The organism is Formosa sp. A9 (assembly GCF_051200825.1).
Lineage (GTDB): Bacteria > Bacteroidota > Bacteroidia > Flavobacteriales > Flavobacteriaceae > Formosa.
On sequence record NZ_CP195158.1, the window covers coordinates 1678719 to 1697767 of the forward strand.

15 protein-coding genes are annotated in these 19049 nt (G+C 36.0%); 10 read left to right on the forward strand and 5 right to left on the reverse strand.

Annotated elements, in window-relative coordinates:
- Window positions 1-6 precede the first annotated feature (6 nt).
- The 5 genes from ACR9EA_RS07635 to ACR9EA_RS07655 all read right to left on the reverse strand — a co-directional run bounded on the left by ACR9EA_RS07635 (window position 7) and on the right by ACR9EA_RS07655 (window position 7429).
- A complete protein-coding gene (locus ACR9EA_RS07635) occupies window positions 7-2328 on the reverse strand; it encodes an N-6 DNA methylase (protein ID WP_435139310.1) in 2322 nt (773 codons plus the stop codon).
- 2 nt (window positions 2329-2330) lie between these two features.
- Window positions 2331-4700, reverse strand: a complete 2370-nt coding sequence (hsdR, locus tag ACR9EA_RS07640; RefSeq protein ID WP_435139312.1) for an EcoAI/FtnUII family type I restriction enzme subunit R — start codon at window positions 4698-4700, stop codon at window positions 2331-2333.
- Window positions 4701-4961: 261 nt separating this feature from the next.
- Window positions 4962-5405, reverse strand: coding sequence for a hypothetical protein (locus ACR9EA_RS07645; RefSeq protein WP_369918391.1), 444 nt, complete (start codon window positions 5403-5405; stop codon window positions 4962-4964).
- Window positions 5402-6100: a hypothetical protein gene (locus ACR9EA_RS07650; protein ID WP_369918389.1), complete on the reverse strand. Its 699-nt coding sequence runs from the start codon at window positions 6098-6100 to the stop codon at window positions 5402-5404. Before ACR9EA_RS07650 ends, ACR9EA_RS07645 begins: the two co-directional genes overlap by 4 nt.
- A 156-nt stretch (window positions 6101-6256) precedes the next feature.
- A complete protein-coding gene (locus ACR9EA_RS07655; protein WP_435139315.1) occupies window positions 6257-7429 on the reverse strand; it encodes a tyrosine-type recombinase/integrase in 1173 nt (390 codons plus the stop codon).
- An 840-nt stretch (window positions 7430-8269) separates the two neighbouring features.
- Here ACR9EA_RS07655 and ACR9EA_RS07660 point away from each other — a divergent pair.
- The 10 genes from ACR9EA_RS07660 (at window position 8270) to ACR9EA_RS07705 (ending at window position 19047) form a co-directional block, all read left to right on the forward strand.
- Window positions 8270-9322: a Gfo/Idh/MocA family protein gene (locus tag ACR9EA_RS07660; RefSeq protein ID WP_435139317.1), complete on the forward strand. Its 1053-nt coding sequence runs from the start codon at window positions 8270-8272 to the stop codon at window positions 9320-9322.
- Window positions 9323-9507: 185 nt separating this feature from the next.
- Window positions 9508-10356, forward strand: a complete 849-nt coding sequence (locus ACR9EA_RS07665; RefSeq protein WP_435139319.1) for a dihydrodipicolinate synthase family protein — start codon at window positions 9508-9510, stop codon at window positions 10354-10356.
- Window positions 10357-10385: 29 nt separating this feature from the next.
- Window positions 10386-11930 (forward strand): sodium:solute symporter, encoded by a 1545-nt coding sequence (locus ACR9EA_RS07670; RefSeq protein WP_435139321.1) that lies wholly within the window; start codon window positions 10386-10388, stop codon window positions 11928-11930.
- 40 nt (window positions 11931-11970) lie between these two features.
- A complete protein-coding gene (locus ACR9EA_RS07675; RefSeq protein WP_435139323.1) occupies window positions 11971-13119 on the forward strand; it encodes an iron-containing alcohol dehydrogenase in 1149 nt (382 codons plus the stop codon).
- A gap of 17 nt (window positions 13120-13136) precedes the next feature.
- A complete protein-coding gene (pdxA, locus tag ACR9EA_RS07680) occupies window positions 13137-14168 on the forward strand; it encodes a 4-hydroxythreonine-4-phosphate dehydrogenase PdxA (protein ID WP_435139325.1) in 1032 nt (343 codons plus the stop codon).
- A complete protein-coding gene (locus ACR9EA_RS07685) occupies window positions 14162-15331 on the forward strand; it encodes a four-carbon acid sugar kinase family protein (protein WP_435139327.1) in 1170 nt (389 codons plus the stop codon). The genes pdxA and ACR9EA_RS07685 overlap by 7 nt, the downstream gene beginning before the upstream one ends.
- Window positions 15332-15485: 154 nt before the next feature.
- Window positions 15486-16016, forward strand: a complete 531-nt coding sequence (locus tag ACR9EA_RS07690) for a dihydrofolate reductase family protein (RefSeq protein WP_435139329.1) — start codon at window positions 15486-15488, stop codon at window positions 16014-16016.
- A 102-nt stretch (window positions 16017-16118) separates the two neighbouring features.
- The gene (locus tag ACR9EA_RS07695; RefSeq protein WP_435139331.1) at window positions 16119-17393 is read left to right on the forward strand and encodes a nucleoside hydrolase-like domain-containing protein; all 1275 of its coding nucleotides are present in this window, start codon (window positions 16119-16121) and stop codon (window positions 17391-17393) included.
- A gap of 98 nt (window positions 17394-17491) precedes the next feature.
- Window positions 17492-17977, forward strand: coding sequence for a nuclear transport factor 2 family protein (locus ACR9EA_RS07700; protein ID WP_435139333.1), 486 nt, complete (start codon window positions 17492-17494; stop codon window positions 17975-17977).
- Between the two features lie 299 nt (window positions 17978-18276).
- Window positions 18277-19047 carry a DeoR/GlpR family DNA-binding transcription regulator gene (locus tag ACR9EA_RS07705; protein WP_435139335.1) on the forward strand — a complete coding sequence of 257 codons (771 nt, stop codon included), beginning with the start codon at window positions 18277-18279 and terminating at the stop codon, window positions 19045-19047.
- Window positions 19048-19049 lie beyond the last annotated feature (2 nt).

Sequence of the window (19049 nt, forward strand, 5' to 3'; positions counted from 1 at the left end):
ATGGCTTTAAGCATTGGCATTTTCCATTAAATTATTCACTTTTTCTGAATCGATTGCTTCAAGCAAAACATTTGTCGATAGAATATTTATATTTCCATTACGCAATTCGTTCAATGATTTCATTTCCTCCAAAATATCAATCAACTGTTTTACATTATCAACTACTCTATTTTGAATATCAGTTGGTGGCAAAGGAACAATCATTGTTGAAAGAGAACCTGAATTAAAAGTTTGCCCCATTAATACCTTCTTTGAAACCGAGAGTTGTGTAATATATGGAAGAAGATAAAATAAGTAATCTTTATTAACACCTTTAAATGGGAATATTGATATAATTGCTTCGTTATGAAACAATGGAATCTTATTAATTGAAACTTTACCAACGGTCAACTTAAAACTCATTAATAATGTATCAACAGGCACTATCTTTTGGGTTTTAAAAACTTCATCAACAGCTTTTTGCGTTATTTTCTTTTTAGTTTTTGTTATATAACCGTAGTTGGTCATATCAGATATACTTAACCAATTATATAGTCCTTCAGACCAGTAATTTAGCTGTTTAGAGGCAGGCGTTTTACCTAAATCAAAATCTACAATTTCAGCAAAACGACACCAAGTCCAATTTTCAGGAAGTTGAAATGGAATTTCATCAGGTGAAATTTTAGATAATGAATTGTATTTTTTTGCTTGTTTTTTATCCATTTTAGACAGTCTATATTCTCTAATATTCTCTAAAAGGTCTTTTGCAGAATATTCGGAAATATTTTCGGTCAATTTTCCTTTACAAGCTTGCTCAAGAATTACTTGTTCTAAACTATTTAAAAATTCTTTGTTAAAGAAAACCGTTTTATGATTTGCAAGTAGGTAATCTAATCTTAAGTTCTTTGCGGTTGAAATTTTATTTAAAATTTTGTTCAGTAACTCATTTAAATTAAAGTTCAGCCTTTCATATTTATCAAGCTCTTTTTTTGTGTCAATTATTTTTTTTGCTTCTTCAAATGGATTTGGAACATTTAAGTCATAATTAATTAGTTCATCAATTGAGACTTTCCAAGAAACTTCATTTTCTTCTCTGTTATTCCACCATTTAATTAATGGTTCAAATTCTTCATACTGAATTGATTTTGTTTTGGAATAACTTTTCTGCCCCTTTGGTAATTTATGCTCGTAATACCAAATCTCTTTTGTTGGACTTCCTTTTTCAAAGAATAAAAGGTTTGTATCTACTGTAGCTGGGAAAAAAGTGCTTTTAGGTAATTTAATAATTGTATGAAGGTTCGTGTCTTTTAAAAGTTTTTCCCTAATTCGTGCTTTAATACCATCACCAGTAATTGAACCATCAGGTAGAACAATCGCACATCTTCCTTTTTCTTTAAGTAATTTTAAAATTAGTATTAAAAATAAGTCAGCTGATTCCTTTGTTCTGTAATTAAGAGGAAAGTTTGATTCAACACCTTCTGCTATACTTGCTCCAAATGGTGGATTTGCTAAAATAACATCTACTTGGTCTTTTCTACTTATGTTATTGTATTCAGTTTTTAGACTATCCATATAATGATAGTCTGGAACGTCCATTTCGTGAAGAATTAAATTAGTTAATCCTAACACGTAAGGAACAGGTTTGTATTCCCATCCAGTTATGCTTTTTTGTAAAATATGCTCGTCATCAACTGTATTAACATATTTCCCCCTTACATAATCTATCGCAGCTGTTAAGAATCCACCAGTTCCAGCAGCTGGGTCAAGTACTTTTTCGCCTAATTTTGGGTCTGTCATTTGGGTCATTAATTGCGTAACAGCCCTTGGTGTATAAAATTCACCTTTATTACCAGCGTCTCTTAATTCAATTAAAATGTTTTCGTAGATTGTACCAAAAATATGCTTGTCTTCTGAATTATTAAAGTCAATTTCATTTAATTTGTTAATGACTTTACGCATTCCATAACCACTTTTCATATAGTTATTTGAGCCTTCGAAAACCTCTCTTACAATAGAAGCACGTTTATTGTTTGTGGTATTTTTTAAGTTTCTTAAAGTCTCAAATAATCCTTCATTTCCTTTTTCGTAACTGTCGATAAATTTTAATAATTCATCACCTGTAATACCTTCAGGATTACTTGCCCAATTTCTCCATTGAAATTTCACTGGAATTACTGATTCGTAATCGTCCTTTATTATTTCAAACTCTTGGTCTTTATCGTCAATAATTTTTAAAAAGAGCATCCAACCTAATTGCTCCAGGCGTTGTGCATCACCACTTATTCCTCCGCCACTTTCATTACGCATTATATTTCTAATGCTATTTATTACAGCTCCTACATTTGCCATTTTTATGCTGTTGTATTATATAATTTAGATTCTAATTCTTTGACTGCTTGTAAATAAACTTGCTTACTACCAAAGGCTTTTATTAATTCGATTGGTGTTCCTAATTTATTTAAAGGGTCAAGTTTTAATACTTCTGTGCTTTCAATAGTTAATAAACCATCTTCAGCATATTTATCGAGTAAACTATTTAAAACCGCTTGTGCTTTGTCCCCATATTTGGTAAAATAGTTTCTCTTTTTTACGTTATTTGCTCGTTCTTTTCTTGTTAATGGTTTTGCTTCAAAAGCTACGTGACAGATTAAATCGAAAGGGTCAAACTCTTTTCCAACTTCATCCTTTAGAGCATCAAAGAAAATGCCTTGCTCTTCTAATTCTTTGATAATGGCTTCTTTCTTTTCTGCGTTATTCCAAGTGTTTAGAAACTTCTCTAAACTTTGATATTGTTTAGTCACATTGTTTTTGGTGTAATCTTTTAGACTTTCGGTAATGATTTTACCATCATTGCCTAAATATTGTACACGTTCGTTTACAATTTTAACTTGAACGCCATCTACTCGAATTTTTTCTCGTCTTGTATCTTCTTCAATTTCTCCACCACCTTCAATATCTGGGAAATCTACTTCCTCACCATCTAAAATGTCTGTAATTACTTCATCTGTTGTTTCATCTTCTGCTCCAGATAAATCATCATCTTCACCAACTTGTTTTATCATTACTGGGTCGCCATCAAAATCAGGGTCAGCAAATAAGTTAGTTACATTTCTAAAGTCCATAATGGTAAAATAGGTTTTACCATATTCCTCATTTATTCTCGTACCACGACCAATGATTTGTTTAAACTCGGTCATTGAACCAATATTACTATCTAAAACAATGAGTTTGCAAGTTTGAGCATCAACACCTGTTGTCATCAATTTAGAAGTGGTTGCAATAACTGGATAAGGTTCACTTGGATTGATAAAACTGTCCAACTCACGTTTTCCTTCTTCGTTATCGCCTGTAATTTGCATAACATACTTATTGTTTTGAGCGAATAAATCGGCATTGGCGTTAGCCAATGCGGAACGCATTCCTTCTGCGTGCTCAATATCAATACAGAAAACGATTGTTTTTGCAAATCTGTCATAACCTTTTAAGAATTCAGTTATCTTTTTTGCAACTAATTTTCTGCGTTCGTCAACAACAATATTTTTGTCAAAATCCGTTCTGTTGTAAATTCTGTCTTCAACTGGATTCCCGCTTTTATCTACAAAACCTTGTGTTGGTCGCCAACCTTCTGCATCAATATCTAAAGTTACTTTTACAACTTTGTATGGTGCAAGAAAACCATCATCAATCCCTTGTTTTAAAGAATAGGTGTAAATTGGTTCTCCGAAATAATCAATATTTGAAACTTCTGTTGTTTCTTTTGGTGTTGCTGTTAAACCAATGTGAGTTGCTTTGTCAAAATAAGCTAAAATTTCACGCCATTTACTATCTTCTTTTGCACTTCCTCTGTGGCACTCATCTATGATTACTAAATCGAAAAAGTCAGGACTAAACTTTTTATAAGCATCTTCTGACTTGCTGTCTGATAAACCTTGGTATAATGCTAAATAAATGTTGTAAGCAGTATCAATATTTTTGTGTTTTATGATTGTAAGAGCATCTTTAAAATGTCTAAAATCGCCACGAGCTGTTTGGTCAATTAATGCAGTTCTGTCTGCTAAAAATAGGATTCTCTTTTTTGCACCACTTTTCCAAAGTCGGTATATGATTTGAAAAGCTGTATAGGTTTTTCCTGTTCCAGTTGCCATAACTAAAAGAATTCGGTCTAATCCTTTAGCAACTGATTCAATAGTTCTGTTTACTGCAATTTGTTGATAATATCTTGGACTACGACCAGAACCATCTTGAAAATAATCCTGTTTAGCAATTTCCTCAACTTCTTCGGTTTCAATTCCTTTGTACTTCTTGTACTTCTGCCAAAGAATTTCAGGATTTGGAAATTCGTCTAAAGTCAGTTCTTTTTCAATTTCTCCGTCTGTAGCTGTTTTGTCGTGAAAGTAAAATCCGTCTCCATTGCTACTAAACACACAAGGAATATCCAAGGTGTTGGCGTAGCCAAGAGCTTGTTGAATTCCACTTTTTACGCTGTGTTTATTGTCTTTTGCCTCAATTATGGCAATCGGAACATTCGGTTTGTAGAAAAGTATATAGTCCGCAAATTTTCGCTTTCCTCTGGCGGTCAATTTCCCTTTCACATAGATTCGACCATCTGTGAAGAAAATTTCACGTCCTACTTGTGTTTGCTCATCCCAACCTGATTTCAAAATCGCAGGTGTGATAAATTTCGCCTTTATGTCAGATTCAGATAAGTCTTTTTTATTCATTCATTTTGTCGTTTTTGTCAAGCGTTGGCTAAAAATAGCTCTTTTGTTTTTTATTGCGTTGGATTTTGCGAGGAAAAAAACAAATGTGCTATTTGTGCGGCTGGCTTTTTTCGGTATGAAACACAACGGTTTTGTATAAGATTAGTTGCGTGGTTTAGCAACTAACATTGCAAGTACAAACCGAATAGAAAATCCGCGAGGATTTTCGTAAGTAGGCTCGTAAAAAGCAATTAATTTTATACGTTGTTGTACCACGTTTTTTTATTCTTTAATGTTTTCTAAAAATTCAATATCTTCTTCATTTAAATCGCTCCATTCTTTAGTATAATAATCTTTGGAATAAAGTCCATTGTCAATTTTGTCAGAGTATTTTTCTCTAAATAGAGATATTAATTCTTCATAGTTATTTACTTCTAATTCACTTGTTGAGTAATAAATTGAATTTGTTTGATTATAATATTTTTTTGGTGCATCTTCTCTTTTAAATGTCCCAATAACAAATTCTTCTAAATCTCCACAAGAACTAATTTTTATATCTATTTCAACATCTGGAAGTTCATTGAAAAAATCAGATATCGAATAATTTTTCTTTTCCGTTTTTAATCTCACAGCACCAATTATGTTTGGTAAAGTCAATCCATATCTGTCTTCTTTTATGCACCAACTATAAATCAGATTTTTAATAAGCGTACTACTTTCAATCATTTGCTTACTGGATAAACACTACAATTAGAAATGTCTGGATTATTCACATCTTGAGAACTGTCAATTTTGTTTTTAAATTGTATCCATTCATACTCTGCATTACTATTAGCAAATTCTCCTTGAAGATATTTTTGATTTATACTATTCCTAAACTCCTTATAATATTCTTCATCAAAGAATAAATTGCCACCTCCATTATAAGATTCAAATAGTAAATATCCTTTTTCAGGTCTTGTGAACAAATTTTTCATCAAAGCTTGATAAAGTAGTGCTAATTCTTGTCCATCTAAAAACTGTTTTTTTGTGAAAGTCGGATTAAAATTTGGGTCAGTTAATGACTCATCAATATATTCTGAATCCGCATTGAAACTGATTATAAATCCTTCTGCGTAAAAACCTCTCAAATCAAATTTGTTTTGATTCTTTTTGTATTTATTTAAAAGTACTTGAAGTCCACCACCAAATTTTAAATTAACACGATATGTTATAAATTCAGGTGTATTTGCATAAATGTATTCTTTATTTATTTCAATGATATTGTCGGCAATTTCTGTATTATCTGTTTTAATAATAATATATTCTGAATTTTCAGTTAAATCGCCTTCTATAATTGTATTTAGGTATTCCCACGTTTTATCTGTTGATACGTAAATTCCTTGACCTCTTTCTTTTGAGTTAATTGATATTCTTCCCATTTTCGGTTTTTCTTAAATGTGGTACAACTCGTTATATACAAACAATAGTTACCGAATATATATGCAAAATTCCGGATAAACCAATGTTTGTGTTGTGTTTATAAAAACGAATATAACAGTTTTTTGCTAATTACGAGCCCTTTTTTTGGCCTTAGCTTAAATATGCTGACTCAGTAATCCTTGCTGTCCAGCGTTGGGTGTCGATAGTCCTTTTATAGCGACATCTAACGGACTTTTAATATTTAAAAGGTCTTTTTTACTTACATGCGTATAAATCATGGTGGTTTCTGGCTTGCAATGGCCTAAAAGTTCTTGTATATACCGTATATCTATACCTTGTTCCAGTAAATGTGTAGCATAACTGTGGCGTAACGTATGTGGGGTAATGCGCTTGGTAATTTTCGCCTTTTGGCAACTGCGTTTTAAAAAAGCACGTATACTTTCTTGGCTGTATTGCGTGTTGTTTTGCCCTTCAAATAAATACTGGTTGGGTTGGTAGGTTAGTACGTAATTCTGTAACATGGGTAAAAACGATTCTGCCAAAATAACATAACGGTCCTTACGGCCTTTACCTTGTTTTACAATCACTTGCCTACGATCTATATCTATAGCATTGGTACGTAAATTTACTACTTCGCCAATTCTTAGGCCGCACGAATAAATTAAAGACAATATGGTACGGTGTTTCAGGTTTTCGGTGCAACGAATTAAATCTATAATTTCGGCTTGCGATAAAACCGTAGGCAATAATTTATCTTTCTTGGGCATGTACAGCTTTAAGTCGTCTATTTCCGTATCGGTGTAAAAAGTTGTAAAGTGTTTAATCGCACTAATAAATTGCCTGTGGGTACTTATAGCGTAATGCTTCGGCACCATAATTTGTTCTACAAAAGCTTCAACGGTTCGGTTGTTTATCGCTTCTAAAGGCTTGCCATCATGAAACTCTATAAGGTCGGCCATTAACGCCAGGTAACTGCTCACCGTACTGTCGCTGTAACGTTTTCCTCTTAAATAATCTCTGTAGCCTTGCAACACAATGCGGTGCGCATCTATTATGGTTCGGGCACGTTTTATGTGTTTTGTTTTTCCTATTAAACTATAATCTACCGCACTGTCATTCACCGTGGCATAACCATCAAAAACCGATTTTATATGCGCTAAAGCATCTTCATCATAAGGCACATACCAACTGGTATGCGATGCACTCCACAAAGCGCCTTTTAACATTCTTACGCGTTTTATTAACGCAGTATCGTAACTGAATTCTATAAAGAGCTGATGTTTTTTTCGGTGATATTTTGGTAGTATGGTAACAGTTGGTAACGACATATCAGTAGAAGGTTTTTAAAATGTAAATATTTGTAAATTAATGTTTTATTGTGAAAAAATGAAATGTTTTGCATTGAAATTTTAGTGAAATGTGTTGTCTGATGAAAGATAATTTTTGGTATATGATAAAGGATTGAAACCTAAAATGTTTTTTGATTCATTGGTCTCAGGCGTTAGTTGAAACTATGCACTTTTAGTGCAAGACTTTTAGTTTCTATAAATATTTTCACGCCACAAATACACGAATATTTTTATAAAAACTATGTCAAATATTCGTGCATTGGTGGCTAAAAATGAACACGAGTAATCGGACTTTCAGTCTGTTTAAAACCTATGGACTTCCAGTCTATAGTGGTTTAGTTTTTTATCGATGAAATTGAGGAGCATATCATGAGTCCACATAAAACAGTAACATGAATAAAAAATGAATGTATATAGCTAATGTACTGCAGAATCAATGCTTCAAATGAATTGAAAACCAATATCCTAGTATTAAAACAAGATGCTAATAGGTGTGTTTTGCACTATTTTATACCTAAAAACAAGAGCTTGATTCCACAGTGCTTCGAGATTTGTTTTAAAAAAATCCATTTTTAAAATATAAGTACGAGTCAGAGACGAACAAAACCCGAACAAGACTCGAACAAAACCCCCTAAAAATCGCATTTTGGTTTCAGGAGCGGTCAGGGGGTGTCATAACGTGTCAATACAGGTCATAGAGTGTCATAACGTGTCATAGCGTGTCAAAAGAGGTCATAACGTGTCAGAAGAAGTCATTAGGTGTCACGTATTTGCATTTTAGTTAAATAGGGTTTAAGTTAGCGGTTCTATAGTTATAGTATGAAAAATCAAGAAGATACAGTAGCAACCAAAGTTTTAAGATTTGGTATTATTGGTACCGGAAGCATTGCGGCCACACATGTAAAGGCCATTAACAGTATCGGCAATGCCCAAGTGGTAGCCATGGCAGCGTCTAACGAATCGCGGGCAAAAGCGGCACAAAGCATTTACAATGTACCTGTATTTGCAAAGTATACAGAGCTATTAGACCAAACACCACTCGATGTGGTATGTATTTGTACACAAAGCGGAGAACATTTAGAACCCACAATGGCGGCGGCAGAACGTGGCATACACGTGTTATGCGAAAAGCCGTTGGAAACGACTGTAGCCAAAGCTTCGCAAATGATACAGGTTTGTAAAGCTAAGGGTGTTAAACTGGGATGCATTTTTCAAAACCGATGGAATAGCGATTTTTTAAAAGTCTTGCAAGCGGTTAAAAGCAAGACTTTAGGTAAGTTGTTAATGGGTAACGCCTCCATTAATTGGTACCGGCCAACATCGTACTACAGCAATAGCCCTTGGCGCGGTACTTTACAAGGTGACGGCGGGGCGGCGTTAATAAATCAGGGTATTCATACTATAGATTTACTGCTGTGCCTTATGGGTAACGTAAAAAGTGTGTATGGTAATGTAAAAACTTTAGTACACCCCATAGAGGGCGAAGATGTGGCCAGTGCTATAGTAAATTTTAAATCGGGCGCTATTGGTACAATTACCGGCGGTACGGCCTTATACCCAGGCCGTCCTGAACGTTTGGAAGTATATGGCGAAAAGGGTAGTATTGTTTTAGAGGGGGGCAGTATAGTAAGCTGGCAAATAGAGGACGCGCCTACAGATGCTCCTGTAGAGACTTCAGAATCTGCTAGTGGCGCCTCCGATCCTTCAGCTATTGGTTTTGAACTTCATAAATTACAAATTGAAGATATGATCGACGCTATTTTATCCGGTCGCGAACCACTTGTAAGTGGCGACGAAGCGCTTAGAGCCTTACAATTAATTTGTAGTATTTACGAATCTTCACTATTAAAAAAAGAAATAAGTTTACTGTAGTATTGTTATAATTTTATGGTGATATGTAATTAATACATAAACGAAATCGATTGATAAATTAAAATTTATCAGTACACTGCAGGATGGTTTTATAAAATTGCCAAAGTATTTTTAGCATCAAACGATATAAAACCATTCAAATAAAACCAGTGTTTACTGTAAACTTAGGGTTTAAATTTTAATATATGAATAAACGATTTTCGGGCGTTGTGGTACCCATGATAACACCACTAAATGATGATTTTACGGTAGATGTTGAAGCGGTAAAGCGCATCATTCATCTGTTTTCTAAATATAACATTCATCCTTTAGTCCTAGGTACTACAGGTGAATCTACTTCTATAAACGAAACAGAAAGTTTACGGTTGGTTGAAGCTGCCAACAGTGCCAAACAAGCCAACCAGTGCCTGTATGTGGGGCTAGTTGGTAATCAGGTAAACGATTTGATACTGCGTGGTAATAGTTATATAAATGCCGGTGCAGATTGTGTGGTGGCAACCTTGCCTTCGTATTACGTGCTTAATAACGACCAAATGATTTTGTTTTACGAAACCTTGGCAAATAAGCTGTCTGGGCCACTAATGGTTTATAACATTACGGCAACTACCCACATGTCTATTCCGTTAGAGGTTATCGAAAAACTCGCACAGCATAACAATATTTGGGGATTAAAGGATTCTGAGCGCGATGCTAACCGCATGCAAACCTTAATTAATACGTATAAGCATACCAAAGGATTTTCTTATTTCTGCGGTTGGGGCGCCAAGAGTTTCGAGAGCTTACAATTTGGTGCCGATGGTATTGTGCCAAGTACGGGCAATTACGTGCCAGATATGTATTTTAAACTTTACGAAGCTGCTAAACAAAACCAGTGGGATGTGGTGGAACATTGGCAATCAGAAACCGATAATGTAGCCCGATTATATCAAAAAGATAAAACTTTAGGCGAATCGTTAGCAGTGCTAAAAGCCCTAATGAACGAAAAAAACTTGTGCAACAAAACCATGATGCCACCGCTAACAGCCATTAGCTAAATATTTCTAACTAACTAAATAAACCAATCATGTTAAATTTACATTGGATAGATATTCTAATTGTAATCGTGTCGGTGCTCTTTACTCTAGGAGCAGGTTTTTATTTTGCAAGACGCCAAAGCAGTTCCGATTTGTATTTTTCGGGCAGCAAAACCATTCCCGCCTGGGCGATAGGCATTTCAATTTTTGCAACGCTTATTAGTAGTGTTACCTTTTTGGCCTATCCGGCCGCTGCATATAAATCGAATTGGATTTTACTGGTGCAAGGGCTTATGGTGCCTATTGTTCTGGTTGGGCTCATCTGGGTAATTGTACCCTTGTTTAGGCGTGTAATTCGATTGAGTACCTACGAGTATTTCGAACGACGTTTTAGCGTATTTGCCCGTATGTACAGCTCTGTGGCTTTTATTCTCACGCATTTTTCTAAAATGGGTACCGTCTTGTATTTAGTAAGTCTAGCCTTATCGACTTTAACTGGTTTAGAGGTAACGACTTATATTTTAGGACTTACAGCAGTAATTATTGTACTGACTTTACTAGGAGGGATGGAAGCTGTTATTTGGATGGATGTAATACAAGGATTTTTACTTATTGGTGGCGGCTTGCTTTGTGCAGGTATTTTATTGTTTAAGCCCGAAGGCGGCCCTGTGTATATGCTTACTGAAGCTTTTACCATGAAGAAAATAGACTTTGGCCCTTACAATTTTAGTGTGTCCGAACTCACGTTCTGGGTCATGGTAATTAACGGAATATTTTATGCGCTTCAAAAATATGGTACAGATCAAACTATAGTGCAGCGATATTTGGCAGCTAGAAACGATAAGGATGCTAAAAAAGCCGCCTATATTGGCGTTATGGGTAGTGTACCTATCTGGGCTTTGTTCATGCTTATTGGTTCGTTGTTATACGTGTTTTACCATACAGGAACAGCAAGTTTGCCAGAAGGCATGACCTCCGACCAGGTGTTTACCTATTTTATTGGCACCGAATTACCGGTGGGGGCAATAGGTTTGGTTTTGGCAGCTATTATGGCGGCGGCGGTGTCCAGTTTAGATTCCGATATGAACTGTCTTGCAGCCATTGGTGTAGAAGACTTCTATCAGCGTTTATATCCTAACTGTACCGATAAACAACGCTTGGTTGCAGGGCGTTTACTGGTGCTGTTTGCAGGTATTTCTACTGCAATTGTGGCCTTGTTGTACGAGGCTTGGGATGGCCAAGGTGTGTTGGGCGTGGTGTTTCAGTTGTATGCTATATTTTCTGCTGGTATTGTCGGCATCTTTTTATTGGGTTTATTCTCTAAAAGAGCCAATAAACAAGGATTGCATATAGGTATAGCAGCGTGTATCGTATTTACAGCCTATGCCGTATTAACCACCACCAAAATTAACGATACGCTTATTTTAGATTTAGGCCATTTCAACTTTCCGCATCATAAATACATGCTAGGGGTGTACAGTCATATTATCGTATTGGTAGTGGGGTATTTTTCAAGTTTCTTATTTCCTTCACCTAAAGTAGACGATAGTTTAACCATTTATGGCTATTTAAAACACTATAAAAAGCAAAATTGAAAACAAAAATTGATATTGATATTAAAAAGAAAATAAACTTATGGAACCAATAACCTTACTACAACCTAAAAGCATTGTTTTTGGTAAAGACGTTATTAATACCTTACCAGAGGCTACCGAAATAAAACAGTCGCAACGGGTGTTGTGTGTGGTGGCAACGCCGTTGCTAAAGGCAATGGAATCTGTTGTGCAGGCCATACAGGAACGGGGCATAACCCTAAATGTTTTAGAATATAATTATGTAGGCGAACCAACTTTTAAACAGGTTAATAGCTTGCTGGAAGTCAGTGAAGCGTTTCGGCCAGATTGTATAATAGGCGTAGGCGGCGGAAGTGTTTTAGACTGTGCAAAGCTTCTGGCTGCCTTAACGCACAATCCACAAACCTTAACGGATGTATCGGGAATAGGCTTGCTTAATGGCCGAAATATTGCGCTTATTTGTGTGCCAACAACATCGGGGACGGGTAGCGAGGTATCGCCCAACGCTATTTTATTGAATGAAGAAACAGCTGCTAAGGTGGGAATTATTAGTCCGTTTTTAGTACCCGATGCGTGTTATTTAGATCCGGTGCTAACCGTAAGTCTGCCACCAAAACTAACAGCCGAAACAGGTATCGATGCCTTGTCACATTGTATAGAGGCCTTTACCAATAAGTTTGCACACCCAATGATTGATATTTATGCCCTTAAAGGGATTAAACTCATTTCTGAAAATTTAAAACAAGCCTGCGTAAAAGGTAGTGATATCGAAGCGCGTGCTGCAGTACTGCTGGGTGCCATGTATGGTGGACTGTGTTTAGGGCCTGTAAATACTGCGGCAGTACATGCTTTATCTTATGGTTTGGGTGGTAAATTTCATGTGCCACATGGTTTAGCAAATGCAGTGCTAATGCCAGAGGTGTTACGTTTTAATATGCCGGCTAATCCTGAGCGTCATGCCGAAGTGGCTCGCGCTTTAGGGGTTACAGTTACTGGTGATGCTTCGGCAGTTGCTTTGGCGGGTATAGCACGGATAGAGCAATTGGGCAAAGATTGTGGCATACCGCAGCGTTTAACGGATATTGGTATAACTAAAACCGATATTCCTGAATTAGCAACTATTGCTATGAAAGTGACACGTTTGTTAAAAAACAATCCAAGAACAGTAACCGAAGCCGATGCTATTGGTATTTACGAAAAGCTATTATAAAAAATAAACACATATTTATGAAACCTATTATAGGAATCTCTATGGGCGATGCAGCGGGCATTGGTCCAGAAATCATAGTTAAAACCTTAGTGTTGCCCGACCTCTATAACCGATGCAAACCGTTGGTGGTTGGTGATGCTGCAGTAATGCAGTTAGAAGTCGATAGACTAAAAATGAATTTAAAGATTAACGCCATCAGCGAGGTTGCACAAGCCAGCTTTACCTGTGGTGTGATAGATGTTATCGATTTACACAATGTAGATGTTGCTACTTTGCAGCCCGGAGTGGTATCGGCTATGGCAGGAAAGGCCGCTTTCGAGGCCGTAAAGGCGAATATAGATTTGGCGTTAAATAATAGTATAGATGCCACGGTAACAGCGCCCATAAATAAAGAGTCTATCCATAAAGCGGGACATCATTTTTCGGGACATACAGAAATTTATGCACACTATACCAATACTTCTAAATACGCCATGTTGTTGGCAGATGAAAATTTTAGGGTCATTCACGTGAGTACGCATGTATCGTTACGTCAAGCTTGCGATTTGTGTAAAAAAGAACGGGTGCTAGAGGTTATCAGTTTGTTGGACGATGCTTGTCAGCAATTCGGAATTGAAAAACCTAGAATTGCTGTGGCGGGTCTCAATCCGCATGCGGGGGAGAACCAATTGTTTGGTGACGAAGAAGTGTTGGAGATTATACCAGCAATAGAAGCGGCCAAAAGTTTGGGTTACGACGCCCAAGGGCCGTTTCCGCCAGATACCATGTTTGTAAAGGCGGTTCAAGGAAAATTTGATGGTTGCGTGGCCATGTATCACGACCAAGGGCATATTCCGTTTAAATTAGAAGGTTTTAAGTGGGATAACGATAAGCAAACCATGAAAAGCGTTAAAGGTGTAAACATAACCTTAGGATTACCCATTATTAGAACATCTGTAGACCATGGTACGGCATTCGAAATTGCTGGCCAGGGGATTGCTTCGGCAGATGCTATGCTTGTGGCTATAGACTATGCTATAACAATGGCTAAGCACCGCAAGCCATGCTAGTTGTAATTGCAGACGATTTAACCGGGGCGGCAGAAATTGCAGGAGTTTGTTTACGACGGCAGATACCTGTGGCTTTTGGTATTGATGCGATTCCTGAAGTTTTAAAACCCGTAACTATTATTGCAACCGATACCAGATCGCTATCTGAAACGGAAGCACATTATCAGCATTTAAAAATAGCCAAGCAGCTAAAGTTAAAAGGTGATGTTGTGGTGTTTAAAAAATGCGATTCGGTATTACGCGGACATGTACTTTCGGAATTATCGGCATTATTAACGGTGTTCGAAAAAGATCGGGTGCTATTGCAACCTTCAAATCCGTTAGGTAAACGCTGTGTAAAAGATGGTGTGTATCTTATTAATAACATTCCGATAGCAGAAACGCATTTTGCTTCGGATCCCGATTTTCCTGCACGGTTTTCGGAAGTAAAAAATATATTAAGCGATAAATCATTAAAATTTAATACGGTGCGCAGCGTGTGTACAGGCGGCATAAGTACTATTGGGCATGCTGGTGTTTTTGTGCCCGATTGCACTTCGGAGAAAGATTTGGCTAAGAGTTCGGCATTGTACAATAACAGCATGTTGCTTGCTGGTAGTGCCGCTTTTTTCGATAGTATTCTATATCATTTAGTAGGTGCTGTTGCACATGCAGTACCAGATGTCAAGGTGTTTGAAGCTGCAGATCGGTTTGTGTTGGTTTCGGGGAGTGCTTTTCCCGAAAGTTTACAGTTCGCCGAGCAGTTAAGCAATAAAGGTGTTCCGTTATTGTATTTTCCCGATGCCATGCTTAAACCTAGTTGCGAGCCAAAAGTATGTGCTGGGTTTTCAAAGAAACTCATTAAAACATATAAAAGAGAATCGAGATTAGTGCTTAGAATTGCGCGTGAAGATATTGTGTTTCCAGAAAGCTCTAAACTTTTAAAAGAACGATTAAGTACTGTTTTGAATCAACTTGTAAGCAAAACGCAAATACCCGAACTTTTTGTGGAAGGCGGCGCTACAGCTTATCATCTATTAAAAACTTTAGGATGGACCGACTGTGTGCCGGTGCAAGAATTAGCGCATGGCGTGGTGCGTTTAGTTAATACACAAAATAAAAAAGCGCACATTACTATAAAGCCTGGAAGTTATCGTTGGCCCGAACAGGTATTTAAGTGTTAATTTCAGAAGTGGTTTTTTGTCGATTTTTATAATTTATGTTATTTTTTTTGTAAAATTAATAATATCTTTAAAATGCATGAGGTGTTAAAACTACAACATGCAACAGCAAAAAATTGCGATTAAAAACTAAACAGCCTAAAACAACCCTCTAATTATGAAAAAAGTAAAATTGTATATCGCAATGAGTTTAAATGGTAAAATAGCAGAGACCGATGGTAGTGTAGATTGGTTAGAATCTATTCCGAATCCAGACGAATCGGATTATGGGTATCGCGCGTTTTACGACTCTATAGATACTACTGTTATGGGAAATGCCACTTATAGTCAGATTTTAAGTTGGGATATCGATTTTCCGTATTTAGATAAACGCAATTATGTGTTAACGCGCAACAAGAGTTTAAAAAACGATAGGAATGTGATGTATGTTGCCGAACATCCAGTTGAGTTTATGCGCGATTTAAAGCTTAAAGACGGAAAAGATGTGTGGTTAGTAGGTGGTGGACAGATAAATACCTTACTGTTAAACGCAGGACTTATAGATGAAATTCAGCTGTATGTGATGCCGATAATCATTTCTGAAGGCATCGATTTATTTGATGCTTTCCCCAAAGAAACCCGCTTAAAATTAGAATCGTCTAAAACCTACGCTAGCGGCGCGGTCGAGATGTTGTATACTTTAGAGTGAATTTTTATGACTCTAGATAATTAACTTTAAACTTCAATATTTTTTGTGAAAGCGATAAAGACATCTATACTGTATTGGGGTTTATAACACCAAAATTACATTATGAATAAATATGTCTGTTTAATCGTTGTTTTTATAATTTTAAGTTGTGGTTTGCCGAACCAAGAAGACCTTAAACCGCGTATTTTAATTAGTACCGATATTGGTGGGACAGATCCAGACGATAATCAATCAATATTACATCTTTTAATGTATAGTAACATGTTTGCTATAGAGGGTCTTGTTTCGTCGCCTTCCTATGGCGAGGGTTCCAAAACGGAATTATTAAAAATGATTGACTTGTACGAAAAAGATTTGCCTAAACTTAAAATGCATTCCGATGACTTTCCCTTGCCAGAGCATTTACGTGCAGTGACTAAACAAGGGAGGAAAGGAGAAGCTCCATTTGTTGGATATCAAAAGTCTACCGAGGGATCGGACTGGATTATACATTGTGCTAAAAAATCTAGCGATCAGCCATTATGGGTGTTGGTTTGGGGAGGTTTAGATGATGTTGCCCAAGCATTACATGATGCTCCAGAAATACAAAATAAAATAAAAATATATTGGATTGGCGGGCCTAATAAAAAATGGAGTGTTAATAGTTACGCTTACATTGCCGAAAATTTTCCAGATTTATGGATTATAGAAGCAAATGCTGTTTACCGTGGTTTGTTTTCTAATACCCAAAGTTTAGATCGCTTAAAGAACGAAAGATATTTCGATAGTTATATAGATAGTGCTGGTGCTATGGGGAAAGCTTTTAAGCAGTATTATGATGGGAAAATAAAAATGGGAGACACCCCTTCATTATTATACTTGCTTAATGGTGAACCTCTAAATCCGTTAACGGAAAGTTGGGGAGGTCAATTTGAAGCTATTAAACGTAGTTCCAGACGTATTTATAATCGAAACACCACTGCAAACGATACCATTCCAGTCTACTCGGTAATTGAATTTCATTTTAAAGGTCAAGATGTTAATCTACCAATAGGTGCTGCTTGTTTAGAAATGACTGTTGCAGGGCAAAAATGGCCAGGTTATTATTTAGGTCGAGGAACATACGTAGTGCGGTATGTGCCTAAAAAGGCCGAAACTTTAACATATCAAATTCAATCTCAGGTTTCTGGTTTGTCTCAGCAAAACGGTCAATTTGTGGTTAGTAATCTGTGGCCTGGTAAGTCGTCGGAAGCTGATTATAAACTGGGCTCGAATTGGTATACAGATATTTCAGACCCTGATTTATTCGATGATAATTGGCAAGGTGCGCAAACTGTTTTAAAATGGCGCAGAATAATTTTGTTAGATTGGGCCGAACGTTGGCAATGGCTTAAATAGATTGCTAATGCATAAATATGTTTTTTAAAAAAGTAGCGATATTATTTTAATAAGCCCTATAAAGTTTTTAACTTAAAGTCTCGTAATAAATAACCATTATGGAAGATTTAATAAAAACATTTTATACGGCTTTTAATAACCTGAATGCAGAGCAAATGGTAGCGTGTTATCATCCAGATGTTGTGTTTAAAGACCCCGCTTTTGGTACACTTCGTGGCGAACGGGCTAAGCAAATGTGGCGAATGCTTTGTAGTTCTCAAGAAGGCGAAAATTTTAAGGTCACGTTTTCAGATTTAACGGTTGATAATCAAATTGCTTCTGTAAATTGGGAGGTGTCTTATGTTTTTGGTTCGCCAAAAAAGCAGGTTCACAATCAGGTTGCTGCGGTATTTACATTTAAAGACGGTTTAATTTATACCCATACCGATGATTTCAATCTTCATAAATGGGCAAAAGCAGCTATGGGATTTAAAGGAGCGCTTTTAGGAGGAACAGCCTATTTTAAAACTAAATTTCAGCATAAAACCAATGCGAAATTAGACGCTTTTATAAAGAAGCAAAAGTTAAAAGCAACGGAGTCTTAAATAGATTTTATGTTTTTTCTGTATGTAATCTTTCTTCTTTTCTGAATTACAACTTTTGATATTTTTCTTTTTTTTGATTTGTAGTGTTACAGGGTTGATGCTTTACTTAATTAAAGTTCAAGGTTATAAAATGATATTATTTTAATTTTACTATTAAAAATATACCGATTTAATAGTTTTTTTGAGTTTTGTGGTATATGAGTTTTTCTGAAACTTATTGAAAAAGAAATAAAAAGCAAAAAAAAGAAAATTAAGAAAAATATATTGCTATATTTGAGCTTCATCTTAGAGTATAAGATATGTTAGCAAATCAGCGAAGAGAAAAAATTTTAGACCTTTTAAAGGAAGATGGGTCGGCCAAAGTAAACGATTTGGCAAGAATCTTTAAAGTTACCGAGGTAACCATTAGGCAAGATCTGGAGAAATTAGAAAAAGAAGACTTGGTTATTCGTGAACACGGTGGCGTGCATATAAAAAATGTAGAAGACCAAGTGCGTAACTTTTCTTTAATCAATCAAGATCATTTAAAAGAAAAAGAACTCATTGCACAAAAGTGTATGAGTTATATTCAGCCTGGCGATGTTATTATTTTAGATTCAGGGTCTACCACAACAGAAATCGCTAAAAAAATTGTACAATACAAAGTCAACAGTCTAACTGTAATCACTAATGCATTAAATATAGCATTAATGTTAGGTGCCAACCCCAATATAGAAGTGGTAATGACGGGGGGCGAATTTAAACCGCCAACCTTATCCCTAACCGGGCAAAAAGCAGCCGATTTCTTTAAAGGATTAAATGTTAATAAATTGTTTTTGGCAACTGCTGGTATATCTTTAAAATCAGGATTAACTTATCCGAGTATCAGCGATTTGGTGGTAAAACGCGCCATGATTGATGCTGCCGATATTACCTATTTGGTGGCCGATTCTTCAAAAATTGGTAAAAGTGCCTTTGCTAGTCTTGGCGCCCTGTCTTTAATAGATTACATCATTACAGATTCGGCAGTAGAAGAAAAACACAAGCAAGTATTTAAAGATAACGATATAGAATTAATAATAACAGAATAAAA